Source organism: Savagea serpentis (assembly GCF_015351395.1).
In the GTDB taxonomy this organism is placed as follows: Bacteria; Bacillota; Bacilli; order Bacillales_A; family Planococcaceae; genus Savagea; species Savagea serpentis.
The window spans coordinates 115,662-133,508 of sequence record NZ_JADKPV010000002.1; the positions used below are offsets into that span (position 1 = coordinate 115,662).

21 protein-coding genes and 1 riboswitch are annotated in these 17,847 nt (G+C 39.3%); of the genes, 14 read left to right on the plus strand and 7 right to left on the minus strand.

The features are described 5' to 3' along the window. Positions 1-188 precede the first annotated feature (188 nt). The 6 genes from IRY55_RS06685 to IRY55_RS06710 all read left to right on the plus strand — a co-directional run bounded on the left by IRY55_RS06685 (position 189) and on the right by IRY55_RS06710 (position 5,352). Complete coding sequence (locus IRY55_RS06685) at positions 189-899, plus strand: MerR family transcriptional regulator (RefSeq protein WP_194562530.1); 711 nt, start codon at positions 189-191, stop codon at positions 897-899. Between the two features lie 150 nt (positions 900-1,049). After that, positions 1,050-2,003 carry an ABC transporter substrate-binding protein gene (locus tag IRY55_RS06690; protein WP_194562531.1) on the plus strand — a complete coding sequence of 318 codons (954 nt, stop codon included), beginning with the start codon at positions 1,050-1,052 and terminating at the stop codon, positions 2,001-2,003. Between the two features lies 1 nt (position 2,004). Further along, positions 2,005-3,051 (plus strand): FecCD family ABC transporter permease, encoded by a 1,047-nt coding sequence (locus tag IRY55_RS06695; RefSeq protein WP_194562532.1) that lies wholly within the window; start codon positions 2,005-2,007, stop codon positions 3,049-3,051. Then, complete coding sequence (locus IRY55_RS06700) at positions 3,035-3,823, plus strand: ABC transporter ATP-binding protein (RefSeq protein ID WP_213086673.1); 789 nt, start codon at positions 3,035-3,037, stop codon at positions 3,821-3,823. Before IRY55_RS06695 ends, IRY55_RS06700 begins: the two co-directional genes overlap by 17 nt. A 64-nt stretch (positions 3,824-3,887) precedes the next feature. After that, positions 3,888-4,223 carry an antibiotic biosynthesis monooxygenase gene (locus IRY55_RS06705; RefSeq protein ID WP_194562533.1) on the plus strand — a complete coding sequence of 112 codons (336 nt, stop codon included), beginning with the start codon at positions 3,888-3,890 and terminating at the stop codon, positions 4,221-4,223. 154 nt (positions 4,224-4,377) lie between these two features. Then, the gene (locus IRY55_RS06710; RefSeq protein ID WP_194562534.1) at positions 4,378-5,352 is read left to right on the plus strand and encodes a proline dehydrogenase family protein; all 975 of its coding nucleotides are present in this window, start codon (positions 4,378-4,380) and stop codon (positions 5,350-5,352) included. Between the two features lie 58 nt (positions 5,353-5,410). On the opposite strand, the gene IRY55_RS06715 is transcribed toward IRY55_RS06710, so the two are convergent. Beyond that, positions 5,411-5,959: a hypothetical protein gene (locus IRY55_RS06715; RefSeq protein ID WP_194562535.1), complete on the minus strand. Its 549-nt coding sequence runs from the start codon at positions 5,957-5,959 to the stop codon at positions 5,411-5,413. A gap of 147 nt (positions 5,960-6,106) precedes the next feature. Between IRY55_RS06715 and IRY55_RS06720 the strand changes: the two genes are divergently transcribed. The 3 genes from IRY55_RS06720 to IRY55_RS06730 all read left to right on the plus strand — a co-directional run bounded on the left by IRY55_RS06720 (position 6,107) and on the right by IRY55_RS06730 (position 8,176). Next, positions 6,107-6,304 carry a hypothetical protein gene (locus IRY55_RS06720; protein WP_194562536.1) on the plus strand — a complete coding sequence of 66 codons (198 nt, stop codon included), beginning with the start codon at positions 6,107-6,109 and terminating at the stop codon, positions 6,302-6,304. Positions 6,305-6,411: 107 nt separating this feature from the next. Further along, positions 6,412-6,972: a C40 family peptidase gene (locus IRY55_RS06725; protein ID WP_213086674.1), complete on the plus strand. Its 561-nt coding sequence runs from the start codon at positions 6,412-6,414 to the stop codon at positions 6,970-6,972. A gap of 13 nt (positions 6,973-6,985) precedes the next feature. After that, the gene (locus IRY55_RS06730) at positions 6,986-8,176 is read left to right on the plus strand and encodes a class I SAM-dependent rRNA methyltransferase (RefSeq protein ID WP_194562537.1); all 1,191 of its coding nucleotides are present in this window, start codon (positions 6,986-6,988) and stop codon (positions 8,174-8,176) included. Positions 8,177-8,217: 41 nt separating this feature from the next. Here the strand turns inward: IRY55_RS06730 and IRY55_RS06735 are convergent, their stop codons facing one another. The 3 genes from IRY55_RS06735 to thiS are packed head-to-tail and all read right to left on the minus strand — an operon-like array spanning position 8,218 to position 10,803. Next, on the minus strand, positions 8,218-9,231 hold the full coding sequence (locus IRY55_RS06735) for a ThiF family adenylyltransferase (protein ID WP_194562538.1): 1,014 nt from the start codon (positions 9,229-9,231) through the stop codon (positions 8,218-8,220). Further along, the gene (locus IRY55_RS06740; RefSeq protein ID WP_194562539.1) at positions 9,228-9,995 is read right to left on the minus strand and encodes a thiazole synthase; all 768 of its coding nucleotides are present in this window, start codon (positions 9,993-9,995) and stop codon (positions 9,228-9,230) included. The genes IRY55_RS06735 and IRY55_RS06740 overlap by 4 nt, the downstream gene beginning before the upstream one ends. Before the next feature lies 1 nt (position 9,996). Beyond that, positions 9,997-10,803, minus strand: a complete 807-nt coding sequence (gene thiS / locus IRY55_RS06745; RefSeq protein WP_194562540.1) for a sulfur carrier protein ThiS — start codon at positions 10,801-10,803, stop codon at positions 9,997-9,999. Between the two features lie 74 nt (positions 10,804-10,877). Next, positions 10,878-10,987: riboswitch (TPP riboswitch) on the minus strand. Between the two features lie 197 nt (positions 10,988-11,184). On the opposite strand from thiS, the gene IRY55_RS06750 reads away from it, so the two are divergent. Next, the gene (locus tag IRY55_RS06750; RefSeq protein WP_194562541.1) at positions 11,185-11,865 is read left to right on the plus strand and encodes a phosphoribosylaminoimidazolesuccinocarboxamide synthase; all 681 of its coding nucleotides are present in this window, start codon (positions 11,185-11,187) and stop codon (positions 11,863-11,865) included. Between the two features lie 68 nt (positions 11,866-11,933). Here IRY55_RS06750 and IRY55_RS06755 read toward each other — a convergent pair whose 3' ends face one another. After that, positions 11,934-13,070: a CAP domain-containing protein gene (locus tag IRY55_RS06755; RefSeq protein WP_194562542.1), complete on the minus strand. Its 1,137-nt coding sequence runs from the start codon at positions 13,068-13,070 to the stop codon at positions 11,934-11,936. Positions 13,071-13,255: 185 nt separating this feature from the next. On the opposite strand from IRY55_RS06755, the gene IRY55_RS06760 reads away from it, so the two are divergent. Continuing rightward, positions 13,256-13,705, plus strand: a complete 450-nt coding sequence (locus IRY55_RS06760) for a hypothetical protein (RefSeq protein ID WP_194562664.1) — start codon at positions 13,256-13,258, stop codon at positions 13,703-13,705. Between the two features lie 7 nt (positions 13,706-13,712). Next, a complete protein-coding gene (locus tag IRY55_RS06765; protein ID WP_194562543.1) occupies positions 13,713-13,892 on the plus strand; it encodes a hypothetical protein in 180 nt (59 codons plus the stop codon). Between the two features lie 40 nt (positions 13,893-13,932). Here the strand turns inward: IRY55_RS06765 and IRY55_RS06770 are convergent, their stop codons facing one another. Beyond that, a complete protein-coding gene (locus tag IRY55_RS06770; protein ID WP_213086675.1) occupies positions 13,933-14,994 on the minus strand; it encodes a YdcF family protein in 1,062 nt (353 codons plus the stop codon). 93 nt (positions 14,995-15,087) lie between these two features. Continuing rightward, entirely contained in the window at positions 15,088-15,288 is a 201-nt protein-coding gene (locus IRY55_RS06775) for a cold-shock protein (protein ID WP_194562544.1), read from the minus strand. A 510-nt stretch (positions 15,289-15,798) separates the two neighbouring features. On the opposite strand from IRY55_RS06775, the gene IRY55_RS06780 reads away from it, so the two are divergent. After that, a complete protein-coding gene (locus tag IRY55_RS06780) occupies positions 15,799-16,488 on the plus strand; it encodes an ABC transporter ATP-binding protein (protein WP_194562666.1) in 690 nt (229 codons plus the stop codon). Next, positions 16,485-17,732: an ABC transporter permease gene (locus tag IRY55_RS06785; protein WP_194562545.1), complete on the plus strand. Its 1,248-nt coding sequence runs from the start codon at positions 16,485-16,487 to the stop codon at positions 17,730-17,732. Before IRY55_RS06780 ends, IRY55_RS06785 begins: the two co-directional genes overlap by 4 nt. The last annotated feature ends 115 nt before the right edge of the window (positions 17,733-17,847 follow it).

The window sequence follows — 17,847 nt, forward strand, 5'->3', positions numbered from 1 at the left end:
GTTACAATATATGATTACATTTGATAACATTTTCGATTGCAGTTTCAACCTCCTTTTCTTCGTTATCTTCTATACGTTTGAACGATGATAAAAGATTCATCGCATATGTTTCACGTGAAAACTTTTGAACAAAACGGTTGACGTTCACGCTACGTCATCCTTTACAGTATAATAGAAAGGAGAACATGATGTATATTCAACAAGTAGCGGCATTAGCGAATGTGAGCGTGCGCACATTGCATCATTACGACGAGATCGGTTTGCTTCGTCCGAATCGTTTAGCGAATGGATATCGCCATTATGATGATAAACATATCGAACGTCTGCAAAGAATTTTATTTTACCGAGCGCTTCACATGCCACTCGAACAAATTCAACGATTGTTAAATGAAGAACAAAATGAGTTAGAAACGTTACAAAAACAGCGCGAGAAATTAATCAAGCAACGCGATGCGTATGATGAGTTAATTGCGACGATTGAAAAAACGATTCGAACATATGAAGGAGAGAATACGATGACAAATGAAGAACGTTTTGAAGGAATGAATTTTAATGACGACCCGTACCGAGAAGAAGCAGAACAAAAATGGGGGAAAAGCGCAGTCGATTGGGCCCGCCAGTCTGTGGCAGGACGCGAACAAGAAGTGAAAGAACAGATGCAAACGATTTTTAAACGTTATGCGTCCCTCGTTGGAACGGAGCCACAAGGAGAAGAAGCGCAAGCGGTGACGAAGGAGTGGTATGAATTATTAAACACGCTCGGTGATTATCCACTCTCGACATTTCATGCACTCGGAGAGATGTATGTACAAGATGAGCGATTTAAAGCGAATCTCGATCAATTAGGAGATGGAGTAGCGCAATTTATGCGTGATGCAATGCAGCAGTATAAAGGGTAAAAGGCGTCCAGTAGGGCGTCTTTTTTCATTCTTAAAATGTATTTCCTCCCGAATGTTAGAAAAATTACAGTGGAAAATGTAATGTACAGTGATAACGATTATCAATTAATATGGACAATAAAGAAAAGAGCTCGCAAAGGAGAGGGAATTATGAAATGGAATCGTTTAATGCTAACGTTCGCTTTATTGACTGTATTCATCATCGTAGGGTGCAGTGCTGAAAGTTCAGATGTATCGAAGCAAGAGAAAGAAGATGCAACAGTAGAAATCGAGCAAACGAATGCGATAATAGATGCGTTAGGAAACGAAATCACGTTTGAAAAAACACCGGAATCATTCGCAGCTTTAAATCCAGGAGAAATCGAAATGCTCATTGCATTAGGAGCGAATGTTGTCGGAAGGCCGACAACTCATGGACCTGCTATTCCAGGTACGGAAGAAGCACATGAATTAGGAAATCCACACAATCCGAACTTCGAAAAAATTGCGGAAGCAAATCCAGATGTTTTAATCGTTCCACCAAGTTTTCAACAATATGCGAACAATTTGCAAAATCAAGGGATGAAAGTCATCTATACGGAAGCGAATAGTGTAGCAGACATTCAAACAACATTAAAAAATTACGGGGTTATGTTGAATAAAGTGGAAGAGGCACAAAAAATCATCGATCAAATTGATGCGGATATCGCAGCGATAGAGAAGGCAAAGCCGATTCGTACTTTGCTCGTATATGGTGCGCCAGGTACGTATTTAGCGGCATTGCCAACCTCCCTTTCTGGAGATATTTTAGAAAAAGTAGGTGGGGAAAATATCGCTGCTGATTTTACGAAAGAAGATCAATATCCACAGTATGCAAGTTTAAGCGTTGAAAAAATTATCGAGCGCAATCCAGAAGCGGTTATGCTTATTACACATGGAGATCCAGAAGCTGTTCGTGATGCTTTTGAAAATGAAATGATGAAAAATCCTGCGTGGAAAAACTTAGATGCTGTAAAAGCAGGAAATGTTACGGTATTACCTTCTCATTTATTCGGAACGAATCCAGGTACGAAAATTGTCGACGCTTTAGAAGAAATGAAAAATCAACTGCAAGAGGTTCAGTGAGATGGACCTTTCAGTACCAGTTGCAACGAAGCATAAAAGGCATGAACATCCTTATGCTACTAAAAGAAAATGGACGATAATCAGTTTAGTCACCATCCTGATCGCAGGTGGAATTATGAGTTTAATGATTGGTCCTGTTTCGTTTTCAATTTCAGAAGTGTGGCAAAGTTTAATTTCGGAAGAAGATACTCTTGCTCGTCGTATCGTATGGGAATTGCGAGTGCCACGTATGCTCATCGGTGCGATTGTCGGGATGTGTTTAGCTGTTGCAGGTGCCATTTTACAAGGAGTTATGCGTAATCCTCTCGCGGATCCTGGCATTATCGGTGTTACATCTGGAGCGGGGCTTGCTGCTACATTCATTATGATTGTGATGCCGGCTTATATCGCTTTATTACCATTTGCAGCTTTCATGGGAGCCTTTATTACAGCGATGATTATTTATGCAATGTCATGGAAATCAGGAACATCGCCCGTACGTATTATTTTGGTCGGTGTTGCCATTAATGCGATTTTAGGTGCTTTTTTAAGTGCACTTATGTTGTTGTATAGCGATCGTGTTCAAGCGGCACTTCCATGGTTAAGCGGAGGAATCGCAGGCGTCGGCTGGGTGCAATTTAAAATGATAGCCCCGTATGCCACAATTGCCCTTATTTTATCTCTATTTTTTATTCGACATATTCGAATTTTACGCCTTGGTGATGAAATGGCTCAATTGCTTGGCCACAATGTCGAACGAAGCCGTTTTTTACTCATCGTCTTAAGTACATTACTCGCTGGAATAGCAGTCAGTGTGGCAGGTTTAATCGGTTTTGTCGGACTCGTTGCCCCGCATATTTTACGAATGATGATCGGAGGAGACTATCGATATTTATTACCTGCTTCTGCACTCGGTGGGGGAGTGCTCGTCGTCATTGCCGACATGGTCGCAAGAACAGCATTTGCACCGCTTGAATTACCCGTCGGTATTTTACTCGCCTTTTTAGGCGGCCCATTTTTCTTATATATCATTCAGAAAGGAAGAGGTCCTATTGCTCAAAACAACTAATTTACAATTTCAACATTCTTCTAGTTTTGAAATTGATGCGATTGATTTAACGATTGAAAAAGGTGAAATTATTAGTTTAATCGGTCCAAATGGTTCTGGAAAGTCAACATTATTGCGTTTAATAGCTCGTCTATTAAAGCCAGATGCAGGGACAGTTTTATTAGAAGGGCAGTCGATCCACTCTATGGAACGAAAAAAACTCGCCCAACAATTAGCGATGCTTCCGCAAATGAATGACCATCAACTTGATTTAACGGTCGGTGAATTAATTGAGTTTGGGCGTAGTCCTCACGTGAAAAGTTATGGGCGTATGGGAGAAGAAGATTACGATATCATTGAATGGGCATTGGAAGTGACGAATTTAACTCATTACCGAGATCGTGTACTTCCTTCATTATCAGGCGGTGAACGTCAACGTGCTTGGATAGCGATGGCGGTTGCTCAGCGTCCGAAAGTGTTATTTTTAGATGAACCGACGACGTATCTTGATATTTCACATCAGTTAGAAGTCATGGAACTTGTGAAAGAATTGAATGAACAATTCGGCATGACCATCGTGATGGTGTTGCATGACATTAACCAAGCGGCGCGTTACAGCGATCGTCTCATCGTCATGAAAAAAGGAAAAATTCAATACGATGGTACGCCTCAATGCGTCCTATGTCGAGAAATGTTCCAAAACATTTTTGAAATTGACGCTTCGATTTATGAAGAAGCGGGAACGACATTTTTTACGCCATCTAAAATGACGGCACGATGTGCGTTCACGTAACAAACAGAATGTAACGATTGTTTGAAATTTTGTGGCATAATGACAAGAAAGGAGGAGATTTATGATGATTATGGCAGTAAACACAATTAAAATAAAAAAAGGACGTGCAGATGAGGTGCTTGCGCGCTTCGCACAACCGAAAGCCGTTCATACGTATGAAGGGTTCGTCTGGATGGAAGTATTAAAAAGTTTAAATGAAGAAGAGTATGACGAAATTAAAGTATGTACGACATGGGAAAGTGAGGACGCTTTTCAAAATTGGGCGAATAGCCGTGCGACACGCAAAATGCATGATGAAAGTCCAACCGCAAAAAAGCAAGAGGAAGACAGCCCAATGCTTGGTGCGAAGTTAACAAAATTCGAAGTCGTTCACCGTCACGCTCCAGCGACAAAAGAGTAGAATGGAAAAGCTAGTTTCAGCTCATGAAAAATGGAGTTGGAACTAGCTCTTTTATTTTTTTATTAAAATATCGTACATATACAAGTTTTTGAATATCGGTTATTATGAATAGAGATAAGAATGAACGATAAGAAAAATAATGGAGGAGTAATGCATGAGTGTAGGAAAAGATGTTGTAACATACTTAGCTGAAAATGAATGGCTGAATGAAAATGCGAAACGTTGGGGCACTAAAATTGGAGCGCGTGCTATTACGGCAGGCACAACGCTGACAGAATTAATACCAGTTATCCAAAAATTAAATTACGCAGGAGTACGTACATCGATTGTTTATTTAGGCGATGGATTGTATGAGAAGGCTGGAGCGCTTGAAGTGAAAGAACAATATATTCAGCTCATCCACCTTATTCAAGAAAAAGCGCTTGATGCCACGATTACATTACAATTAACACAGCTCGGTCTCGATATCGATTTTGAATTTTGTTATGAAAATGTAAAAGAAATTGTTGCGGAAGCGTATGCTTATGATGTTCAAGTGACGATTGAAATGGAAGATTACGGGCATGTCCAACCGTCCTTTCGCATGTTAGAACAGTTAAAAGAAGCGTATGATAATGTAGGAACAGTCATTCAAGCATATTTTTATCGTGCGGAAGAAGATATTAAAAAGTATAAAGATGTTCCGATACGACTTGTTAAAGGGGCATATGATGAACCGATTTCGGTCGCTTATCAAACGAAAGAAGAAATTCATGATAATTATAAAAAATTATTGTTAGAACAGTTACAAAATGGTATCTTCACTTCAATTGCGACGCATGATCGGGATATTATTGAAGAGGTAAAGCGATTTGTACAGGAACAAGAGATTCCTTTCGATGCTTTTGAATTCCAACTTCTTTATGGATTTGATGAAGAACTTCAAGAGCAGCTTGTAGGAGAAGGATATCCTTGTTCAGTTTATGTTCCATATGGTGAAGAGTGGTATAGCTATTTTATGAATCGTTTAGCAGAACGTCCACAAAATATTACGAAAAAAGTATTTAATAAAAAAACGAATACGATTCTCGCTACAGTTGCAGGAGCATTTGTTCTTGGAAATCTCATCGGAAGAAGAAAGAAAAAATAATTAAATAAAACACGTTCATCGTCTACGAGACTGTGAACGTGTTTTATTTGTATAGTAATCAAGAGGAAGTAATTTCCTCTACCCATTCTTCCATAAAGTCATGTTCTTTTTTATAAATGCGATAAAAATAAGGGGCGCATAAAATAAATGCAAAGAATGGATGATTTTCATTAATTAGTTGATGAAAATGAAAAATAATATGTTGTTTATTATGGCTTAGTTCAATATAAGCGATTTTCGTTTGATTAAACGTGACATCTAATTGTCCAGACCAATTTTCAGAGATTTGGATCGTGTCGCTTCCTAGTCGTCCTTCTATACAGAAATAAAGTAAATGATGACCTGCTTTTTCTTTTAAATAGACTTGTTGTTTCGCAGTTTGAATGCCATATTCCGTGATCCATAAACGTTTCCAACCGTTCTCCAAAATACCAATTGTTCGAGCCACCGTTTGATCGAAACGTTCGAAGCGAAAAGAAGCATGCCTTTCGAAAGGAGTTTGTTTTGGGCGAGTGAGATGCCCGACGATTTCATCGGATCCTTTCGTTATCGGTACAACCTTCGTGTTTGAAAAAACGATGACATTCGGAATTGAATAATATGTCATCTCTTTTCCTCCTTAAACGAATATATGTTGTATACGTATCCATTAATTGAAAGTTTCAAACATTTCTTTTACAATAACAGTTGACATTGATAATCCTTATCAATTAAGATGAGTGTAAGGAAACAAATCGGATAAGGAGTGGTCAACATGATTCGTTTAATTAGTTTAGCAATTGTCACTGGAATTTTGTTCGGCACGAGTTTAGGGTGGGCAACAGGACATTTAACAGCAGAAGGCTTCGGATTAGGTTTAGCAGCGATTGCGACAATTGTCCTTCCTTATGCACTCATTTACGCTAGTCAAGGGAATCGTCGCGCGAAATTGTCACCAACTTCAATAAAATAAGAAACTTTTTTCTCGTAGGAACGTATACAGTTAGACGAGAAAAGAGCGAAGACATTCTATGAATCTCGTAGAATGTCTTTTTTCATGAACATAAAGGAGTGATTAGGATGAATAGTCGAACGATTTATATTGTGCTCACGAATACGAATACGATGTTATCGCGCGCAATTCGTTATTACACTCGCTCTACATACAATCATATTTCGATTGCTTTCGATTCCGAACTACAAGAGATGTACAGTTTCGGGCGTAAGCAAATGTATAATCCTTTTATCGGTGGTTTCGTAAAAGAAGATACAACACATAAACTATTACAAAGAGCACAATGTTTAATTTATTCTGTTGAAGTATCTGAAGAACAATATTATACAATGCGTGAGAAAATTCGTTATTTTGAACAAAACGCTCCGCATTATCGCTACAATTTCATCGGCTTGTTCGGTGTTGCATTCAATATTGAGATTGAACGAAAAAATGCTTATTTTTGTTCACAATTTGTCGCCACAGTATTTGAAGAAGGGGGCTCTCGATTATTCGAAGTGAAACCACTCTTCGTACAACCGCAACACTTTTGTCACGTCCCTTCGTTTAAACGTGAATATTGTGGTACAATAGAAGCTTACTTAAAAGGATTACGAGCAGTGAAGAAAACGCAATGTATTGCGTGAAGGAGAGAGTTAGATGACGAATCAACAAGTACGTCTCCGCATGTCAGAAGAGAAGCGATTCCAAAAAGGATATCCGCTCATACTTCAAGATTATATTGAGAGATTACCTGAATTACAAGAAGGGGAACTCTTCGATTTAGTAGGTGCGCAAGGCACTTATTACGGAACCGCTTATTATGGAGTACAAAATAAAGGAATTGGTTGGATCGTATCAAAAGATCCAGTCACTCAATTAGACCGTGCTTATTTTATGAAATTATTAAAAAAATCGTATCAGTTGCGCCAAGACTTACACGATGATCCGAATACGAATGCTTATCGCATTATGAATGGCGAAGGCGATCATTTCGGCGGATTAACGATAGACTTATATAACGATCAGTTATTGTTGCAATGGTATAGCGAAGGGGCTTATTCATTCCGTCGCGTCATCTATGATGTGTTAATGAAAGTCGTTCAACCGCGTTCAGTTTATGAAAAGAAACGCTTTGACCGCGGAGGCGAATATATTGAACAAGACGATTTCGTCATGGGTGAAACGACAACATTCCCTCAAATGGTGAAGCAAGATGGCATTCAATATGCGATTGATTTAAATGACGGACCGATGACGGGCGTTTTCTTAGATCAACGAGAAGTACGCCGTTATTTACGCGACGAGCTTGCGGAAGGGCAAACCGTTTTAAACACGTTCTCATACACTGGAGCATTTTCAGTAGCTGCGATGTTAGGGGGCGCGAAAAGTACGACAAGCGTCGATTTAGCAAAACGTAGTGAAGCGAAAACAATCGAACAGATGAGCATTAATGGAATTGATTTTGAAGCGCAAGAAATCCGTGTCATGGATGTGTTCAATTACTTTAATTATGCGGAACGTCACCAATTGAAATGGGACGTCGTCGTATTAGATCCACCGAGTTTTGCACGCTCTAAAAAAATGAGTTTCAGCACGTCGAAAGATTATGACATGTTAATCGAACGCGCAGCGAATGTGACAGCGCGTAAAGGGACAATAATCGCGTCAACAAACACGGCGAGCTTAGATATGAAAAAGTTTAAAAAGATGGTAGAAGAAGGTATGCGAAAAGCAGGACGCAATTATAAAATTGTAGAAGAGTTTCATTTACCGAGTGATTTTAGAACGCCTCGTTCATTCCGTGAATTCGATTATTTAAAAGTGTTAATTTTACAATTGAAAAACTAAACGAAAAACAGCTCGAGCATAAGCTCAAGCTGTTTTTTAAATTAGCCGATCATATTCGCAACGACAGCACGTGCTTTCGCTATATCATTCGTCCCGTGGACAAAAATACGCCGGTCTTTAAAAAAGACGACTCGATACTCTTCCCATTCAATCGAAACGAGAAATGGATTGACGACAGTTGGTGCTTGTAGTCGTTCACCGAGCGTTTGTAATTGTTTGAGTTCTAACGTCCGTTGTTTAGGCATGAACAATTGTACCGTTTCACGGCCACATAATACCGCACCGTCTGTTTCACGTCCTGCATGCAAGTATGGATAAGATCGTGTGCCACAGCATGGACAATTTTGTTTTCGGAGCGCAGTCGCTCGAATCGATGCATGTTCATCCGTCCATAAGTTCGTCGATTGTAATTTCGGTGTTAATATTCCTTCTCGCAGCCATTTTAACAATTGCGCTGTCTGCCTTGCAGCGACAGTTGTGACAATCGGACTGATAACGCCTACTGTGTCACAAGTCGCGGACTCAGGAGGTAGTGTTTCAAGCAAGCAATGAAGGCAAGGTTCTCCTTCTTGCACACCGATTGGGAAAGTGAGTCCATAACTACCGACACAAGCCCCCATAAAGAAAGGAATACCGAGCTTATGACAGCAATCATTCGCAAGTAAACGCGTCTCTAAATTATCGGTCGCATCGAGGACAGCGTCGTGTCCTTCGATGAGTGCTTCGATATTATGTTTCGTAATATCCACAACATGTGCATGGATTGTCACGTCGCGATTCACTTTTTCTAAATGTTGTTTCGCCGCAATTGCTTTCGGCATTTGTTGGATGACATCGTCTTCTGTATACAATGTTTGCCGGTGTAAATTCGTCCACTCGATCACATCGCGGTCGACAATTGTTATGTGTCCGACACCTGCTCGTACGAGTAAATCGCTAGAAGCAGATCCGAGTGCACCTGCACCTAATATGAAAATACGAGCTCGGCGTAATTTTTCTTGTCCAATTATACCGAATGGTTCGAATCGTTGTTGACGGTCATAGCGATGAATCACTCGACGAACAACCCTTCCATCGGGCTACTTGCGACCGCATAATCTTTTTTCTCGATACGTCCTGCTTCAAATCCGAGTCGTCCTGCTTCGATTGCGAGCTTCATCGCTTCGGCCATTTTTACAGGATCTTTTGCGCCCGAAACGGCTGTATTTAAAAGAACACCGTCCGCTCCAAGTTCCATTGCGAGTGCCGCATCTGCAGGTGAACCGATGCCCGCATCGATAATGACGGGTACTTGGGACTGTTCGATGATAAACTTTAAATTCAATTCATTTAAAATGCCCCGACCTGAGCCAATTGGAGAAGCACCAGGCATGATGGCATGTGCTCCGAGTTCTTCTAGTCGACGTGCTAAGACGACATCGTCAGACGTATAAGGAAGAACAGTAAAACCTTCCGCTAACAACATTTCTGTTGCGCGTAATGTCTCTACTGGGTCAGGTAAAAGAGAACGGTCGCACCCGATAATTTCAACTTTAATCATGTCACAGAGCCCTGAAGCTTTCGCTAGTTTTGCAATGCGCACCGCTTCTTCTGCTGTCTTAGCACCAGCTGTGTTTGGTAGTAATGTATATTTTTTTAAATCCAGTTGTTCCAAAAAGTTCGGCTGACTCGCTTCAAAAATATTCATACGACGCACAGCGAATGTTAGAACTTCCGCTTCTGAAACTGCGACCGCTTCTTTTTGAACTTCAAATGATGGATATTTACCTGTACCTAAAAATAGACGAGATTGGAATGTGTGATTTCCGACTTTTAACATATTATCCTCCTCCGACGAAATGAATAATTTCAATTTTGTCGCGATCTAAAATAGGTGTATTAAAAGCTTCTGGATCGACAATTCCTTCATTATGTTCAACGACGAAAATACGTTCTTCCAGTTGCAAATGTTGAATAAGTTGTTCGATCGTTGTCACCGCTTTAGGAAGTTCATATAATTGACCGTTTAATTGAATCGATTTCATATTCGTCTCTCCTTTAATCGTAGTCGCAAATTGTATTGCACAGTCGACAGGCGAAGGTGCATGGAAGATCGAAGACATAACAGCGATGCCGTCCACTTGTATGTCACGTAATGTGTCGATATGTTGTATTTGAATGCCTCCAATGACATAGAGTGGAATCGTTAACTGTTTTTTTATTTTTTTTACCGCTTCTAGTCCTCGTGGGGGTGTATGTTTACTTTGTGTCGCAAACAGATGTCCAAATGTGACGGAATGTGCACCTGCTCGTTCCGCTTCGAGCGCTTCTTCTAAACTATGGACAGACTTGCGAAAATGAATGTTTGGAAACGCAGTTGTCGCATAGTGTAATGGCATACTGTAATACGGCAATTGAACCGTCGGAATATGATAAGCATGCGCTAAGTCGACACGTTCATGAACGACGAGTTGCTCAGAGGTTACTCCATTTTCTAAAATAAAATCAAACAGCTCACAAAGCTCGGCGGCAGTTTTCGATTTTTCACGAATGACAAATTCATCTACGAAAGGTGCAAGGGCGACAATCGTCTCACCTAATTGACTAATATTATATGTGTCTGTCGTTACAGCAATTAATTTCATCATAATTCCTTCCTTTACTTCATCGTAAAAAAACCGTACCTCGAAAATCGAGGTACGGTCTATTTTCAAAAAAGCATGCAGAAAATAAGCCACTTCCCTCCGCAAGTTCGAACTTGTTCAGGTGATAAGGGTATCAAAGTTACACTTTTCTCTCAGTCCTTCATAAAGGATTCCCCTAATGGTTGTGTGAATCTATACAATTTGCTTATTTCAGCATAGCACATGTTACGAGAAATTGAAAAGAGGACAATTTTCTAATTTTGAAAAAACGCACATTTCATATTAAAATTTATAAAATGTTCATAAAAACCGAACGATATCTCTTTTTATCACTTCAAATATAGCTTATACTGAAGAAAAGTCGAAAAAGGAGCGCGAGTGAAGATGAACTTATTATATGCAGGGAAGACGAAAGATGTGTATGAAGGAGAAGGAGACACAGTCATTTTAAAATTTAAAGATGATGTGACAGGGACAGACGGTGTATTTGATCCGGGAGCGAACACAGTCGGTTTAACAATCGATGGAATGGGTCAATCAGGATTACGTATGACGACATTTTTCTTCGAGAAAATGGCGGAACACGGAGTAGCGACACATTTCGTATCTTCGAATATTGAAGAGTCGACGATGACAGTAAAAAAAGCGACGATGTTCGGCAATGGACTCGAAGTAATTTGTCGTTATCGTGCAGTCGGAAGCTTTTACCGCCGCTACGGCCAATATTGTGAAGAAGGTCAAACACTCGATGCTTTCGTAGAAGTGACATTAAAAGATGACGAGCGCAATGACCCACCAATTTCAAAAGACGGACTCGTCATGCTCGGACTTTTAACAGCGGAAGAATATGATGAATTAGAACAAATGACGAAACAAATTTCAGGAATCGTCAAAGAGGAATTAGCGAAGCGTGAACTCGAGTTGTACGATATTAAACTTGAATTCGGTCGTGATTCAGCAGGAGCGCTCATGCTCATCGATGAAATTTCTGGTGGAAATATGCGTGCCTACGGTAAAGACGGTTACGTAGAGCCACTTGAATTAGAAAAGTTAATGTTAGCTTAATCATAAAAAAGATGAGAATTCTTTCTAGGCTGTTTTCAGAGCAGCGAATAGAAAGAATTCTCGTCTTTTCATTCTTTTAAAAATAGTTGCGTAAAATAGGGGATTTCATCTTCGTTAAAGGCAACACCGATTCCAGCAGTCGTATATTTCGGAGTTAATGTATTCATGCGATGCTCATAAGAATTCATCAACCCTTCATGAGCGAAAATCGGACTGAATTGTCCATAAGCTAAATTTTCTCCTGCTTGTGTGTAATGAATACGATCTTTTCGCATTCTTTCAAACGGTGATTCACCTTGTAAATTTGTATGGCTAAAGTAGTTATTTTTCGCCATATCTATACTATGTTTTCTCGCAGTAGAAGCTAAAGGGTCATGAAAACGTAAAATGCTTTTACCTTCGCGCACCCGCACAGCATTTGTTAATTCGAATAATAGTTGCTCATAGCTGTTGCGTAAAGATTGACTGCTTGAAACGTACATCGATTCTCTTTGTTTTTCTAAAGCTTTCGCTACGACAAGCAAGGAGGTTAATGTATAATTTCGGTGCTCATCATAAAAAGCATAGACGTATCGATCTTCTAATTGGAAAACATCTAATCCCTCATTTTCTTGTAAGACGAAAATAGTGCGACCTTTTGTCATTTCATGTAATGGTTTTCCGTATGTTTTCCGAACGGACTCTCTCGCATCACCATAATGGACAGGTTCACTTAAAAGAGTCTCTGGGCTGTTCGTATATAATCCTGCAATTTGATTTTGTTGGTCGTAGGAGATGAGCATAAAACGATGATAGTTTTCATGATATACGTGCCAGACGGTTTGATATTCATTGAGCAAAGTACGTTTCGGTTCGCCTAAAGCGTCTAGGATTGTCTCGTGAGAGAGTCCTAGTGACAAAGTTCCTTCTTCATTAATACTTGCAGGAAGGGTCTCTGCTGGTGGCGTGGCGACTTCTTCTAATACAGGTTTTTTAACTACACCGCGCACGCGATCATACACATCACCGGCATTACGTTTAATAGATTCCCACATTTGAGAAGGCCATTCACTTGTTTTGGCACGCTCTGTCCATTGTTCCACTTTAACGTCGACAGGGTGTAAGAAATCTAAATTGACATAATCTGTCGTATACTTTTCCCACAAAGGTCGCGTAAAGTATAAAATGAATAAGAGTACAGTTATTCGAAAAATTGTTTTCCACATATTGTTCACCTCTCGAAACTATGACAAGTCTCATGGTATACTGAATTGTAAAGAAAGGGGGATGCGTATGTTTGAATTTGGTTCAGGCAGTACGCCTGATTGGTTTTTTGCCATAGCCATCGCTGTAATTTTAGCCCTCATCGTTATTATAAAGTGGGTAACCCGATAATGAAAGTTGGTAGATGATGTTAACATTTGAACAGAAACAAAAAGTGATTGAAGAATTTCCGAATCTTACGAAGAAAGAAGTATCCTTGAAGCGATTAAATTATCATTTAGATGAAAGTATATATGATAAAACAGTGGTCGTACAACATTTACATCCGAATGGTAATGGCTTCGTATACGTTGGTGATTTACCGCAATATGAAGCGGATAGCCGAGGATTGTACAATATTCGTATGGCTTCTGAAGAAGAGCTGACACAAGTCATTGCTGACTCGATTCGTCTCTTAACAACACCATATGAACCGGTTGAAGAAGTGTGGGTCGATGATCGGGATAATGAACTCGTATTGTTAGAAGAACAAGGCGCTTGGAATGTTTATTTTGATGATCAGTTAGAAGATAGTTTTGGTGATCGTGAAGAGGCGACAAATTATTTAAAAGGGCAACAGTGTAAGAAAAAGGAGTGAGACTTCTATGAAGGGAAAACCATTTGTCATCGGGCTTATCATCGGTGTCATCATCATCGTCGGAGCGGTTACTTTAGCGATGATGTTGACGATTAACGGAATGAAAAAAGAGCAACAAAAAGATGAGCAAAGTCATCTTCCTATCGAGTCTATTCAAGTAACAACAGCTAGTCAAACGATCGTTTGACTAGCTGTTGTTTTATATGCATTACTACATGCCTCTCGTTTTAAATTTGTAGTAGCACATAACTGAGTAATAAAAAGCTTACATAAAGCAAAGCAGTCGTCGCAATAAAAATGAAGTGATTTCTTTTATACATGACCACGACAGCGATAAACTCTCGCAACATCGCATTTGGCCAATAATAAAGAGCCGTTTTCCCACCGATACCTTGGGCATTTAAATCCGCTAATTTCGCATAAATTCCTGCGCGAAATACGTGGTAGTTGTTTGTTGAAAATAATGCGCGATATGTTTTACCTTCTGCTTCTTCTTCGATTAAAGCTTTTGAAAACTTCATATTTTCAAACGTAGTCGTCGACTGAGCTTCCATTCGAGTATGTTCAATAGGAATTCCTTGATCGACTGCAAAATCGCGCATTGCTTCTGCTTCTGACAATGCTTCATCTGGTCCTTGACCTCCTGAAAAGACTAAAATAGGAGGTTGTCCAGTCGCGGCTGTTTGTTTCTCGTAAAATTCAATCGCTTTAAAAATTCTACTTTGCAATAGTGGAGAAACGATATGTCCGTTAATTAATCCACTTCCGAGTACGATGACATAGTCTTTATTGTAGCGCGGACGATACCAATGATAGAGGAAAGACGACATCACATAAATGACAAAGTGGAAGGCGAAATAAAAACAGATGAAAAGTCCAAAGTTTACGAAGTGCTGGGCACCGGGAAATAATAATTGATTCCAATCAAAAAGTGGTATGAAAAATAAAGAGAGTGTTCCAATCCCAAGTAATAAAGTTAAAATATTTGATTTTTTTAATCCTTCACGTCGAATTAAAATGCGTGCATTCCATATAGAAGCACCCGCGATAATAAAGCCTCCAAAAATAGCGAAAAATATAAAGATTAAAAAAACGATTCCGACGATGACCATTAAAATAACATTGTTATAAGTGAACGCTGCATATGTTAATGAAACGAGGGAGAAAAAAAGAAAAATTAAAAAAAGAAAACCATTACTCACTTTGCGCCGATCGTGTAAATACGAAAATAGAAAAATAAGAAAAGCGAGAACGGTAGGACCATATATTGCATAATCAATAAATTCCAAAGAATGAGACCCCTTCCATTTTTCAATCGTATCGTTATTTTAACACGAAAAAACCCTCTCGCAAATGCGAGAGGGTTGAATGTGTAAAGTTAATTACGCTTTGTTAACGTTAGTTGCTTGAAGTCCACGTTGGCCTTCTTCGATTTCGAAGTTAACGTCTTGACCTTCTTCGAGTGTTTTGAAACCTTCGCCTTGGATAGCAGTGAAGTGAACGAATACGTCGTCTCCTTCTTCGCGCTCAATAAATCCGAATCCTTTTTCTGCGTTAAACCATTTTACTTTACCTTGTTCCATCTTTGTTTCCTCCTCGTACGTTGCACCTTGCAAATCGTACATATGTTACTATCCTTGCTCTACCCTAGAAGTCGTCAAACGTATAACGTGACAAAGTCGTGCTTCGAACAAAAATAATTCTTCTTTATCATATCAAAGTAATTTACATAAAGCAACAGTTATGATGACAATAGACAAAATAACTTTCAAGTATAACGAAATAGACATAGAAAATTTTCTGAAATATCTCATTTTTTCGCATGCTGTCGCGCTTTAACTATGCTTGTTAAAAATTCAAGCTCTTTTGCCGTTTCAATTAATAGTTAAACTGCCATTGCTATTTCATGAAATGATAGATAGTTCTTGCGATGTAGCATTCACTCGTTGTCCGTAATAATTCAAATATCACTGAGACTGGCAGCATAGGAAATATTTTCGCATCTTCAAAGAAAATTAAGAATTAGGATGAATATTTCTTCATTGTTACGATTTAAGATAGAAATAATGAATGAAACGGAAGGAATGAATGAAATGATTCAAGTGAGCGAATTAAGCCATCACTTTACGATAGGTAAAAAAGATACGTATAAAGAAATACCTGTTGTTCAACATGTAAATTTTCAAGTAGAAGAAGGAGAAGTCGTTTCCATTGTCGGACGAAGTGGTTCTGGAAAATCGACATTGCTCCATTTGTTAGCGGGTTTTATGCAACCTATAGAAGGAAGAATTTTATTGAATAAAACAGAATTGACTGCGATGAATGAAGAACAGAGGGCGCAATTTCGTCTCCAATCACTCGGATTTATTTTTCAAAACTTTCAATTGCTCCCTGGTTTAACCGCTTATGAAAATGTCGAGTTCCCACTAGTTTTGATGGGTATAGAGGAACAAGAGCGCAAAGTGAGAGTGGATGAAATTATGGAAAGGGTCGGTTTAACATCTGTCGGTCCTCATTATCCGAATGAGTTATCGGGCGGACAACAACAACGTGTCGGAATTGCACGTGCTTTAATTAATCGCCCTGCCATTATTTTGGCGGATGAACCGACAGGAAGTTTAGATTCCGAAACGGAGAAAGATATTTTAATGCTCATTCAATCATTAAATCAAAAAGAAGGCATTACATTCATCATCATTACTCACGATGAAGCGGTCGCACAAGCAGCGGATCGCACGTATACGATGCATGATGGCCAATTGATTGGAGGAGAGAGACTGTGACATTTAAAGAACAAGTATTGTACATACGTCGCCATATGAAGAAAAACCGACTCCGTGTATTTATGACGATTTTAGCGACGACGATGGGAACAGCTTTTTTGATCGTTTTAGCATCAATTGGTTTTGGCTTACATGAAACAGCAGAGCGAGAAATTTTATCAAATGCAAATATTACAGAAGTAAAAGTTTGGGCAGACCAGATGGAAGAAAAAGACATACGAACAATAAGTCAATTACCAGGTGTTCATATTTTTGCACAACGGTCACGAGTGACGATTCCAGATTCTGTTTATTTTAACGAGATTGAAAGTAACGGAGAATTAGAGTTAATAGATTACGATATTGAGCGCCAACTCGATTTTAAATTGAAAGAAGGACGATTCCCTGAAACTGACCGTGAAGTCGTCGTCGGGTATCATTTCGGAGAGTCGTTTATAGATGGCGAAAAGAAGGATGTATTAGGAAAAGCAATTCAATATGTCATTCCGAAAGATGGAGAAGAGGAAGACGGAGAACAGTTTGAAGATACGTTTACAATTGTCGGGATTAAAGAAGCGCCAGCGCGTGAATGGAATTCTGATTCAACAATTTTCGTTAGTCGAACGTATCAACCTCAAATTATGGACGTATATAAACAATTCGAGCCAGCTGAAGAAATGATAGATTCACTGTTTTACAATGACTATGCGATCCACGCGAAAAGTGCAGAAGTGGTGAAAGATTTAAAAGCAGAAATTGAAGCGCTCGGTTACAATACGTATTCGGTATTAGATGAGATTGAACAATTTGATTTATTTTTTACAGCGTTTAAAATGGGGCTCGTCTTTGTGGGTACAATCGCAGTCTTAATTGCGTCGATCGGTATTTTTAATACGATGACGATGGCCGTGACGGAGCGAACGCGTGAAATTGGTGTGATGAAAGCACTCGGAATGAGTCCGAAATTAATTCAACGTTTATTCATTATGGAAAGTGCTTGGATTGGAGTGCTCGGTACAGCGATTGCAATCGTCATTTCGTACGGAGTGAGTTTCTTAGCAAATCAATTGCTTCCACTTATTTTAGAATTTGCAATGAAAGATGAAGGAGTTGTAGATGCCGGCATTACATTTTCAACGATTACTTTACCACTCATTTTGATCGCATCAACGATTAGTATAGCAGTTGCGATTATTTCTGGATTCCGTCCAGCAAAAAAAGCGACGAAGATTGACATTATTGAAGCGATGCGTACAAATATGTAAAAGGCGGACGTCACAGTGGAAAAACTGTGGCGTTTTTTATATTGTGAGCACATAATACGTGAATTGAACAGTTCGTGGTATAATCGATTTTATATTTGAGAACGATTTTCAATTA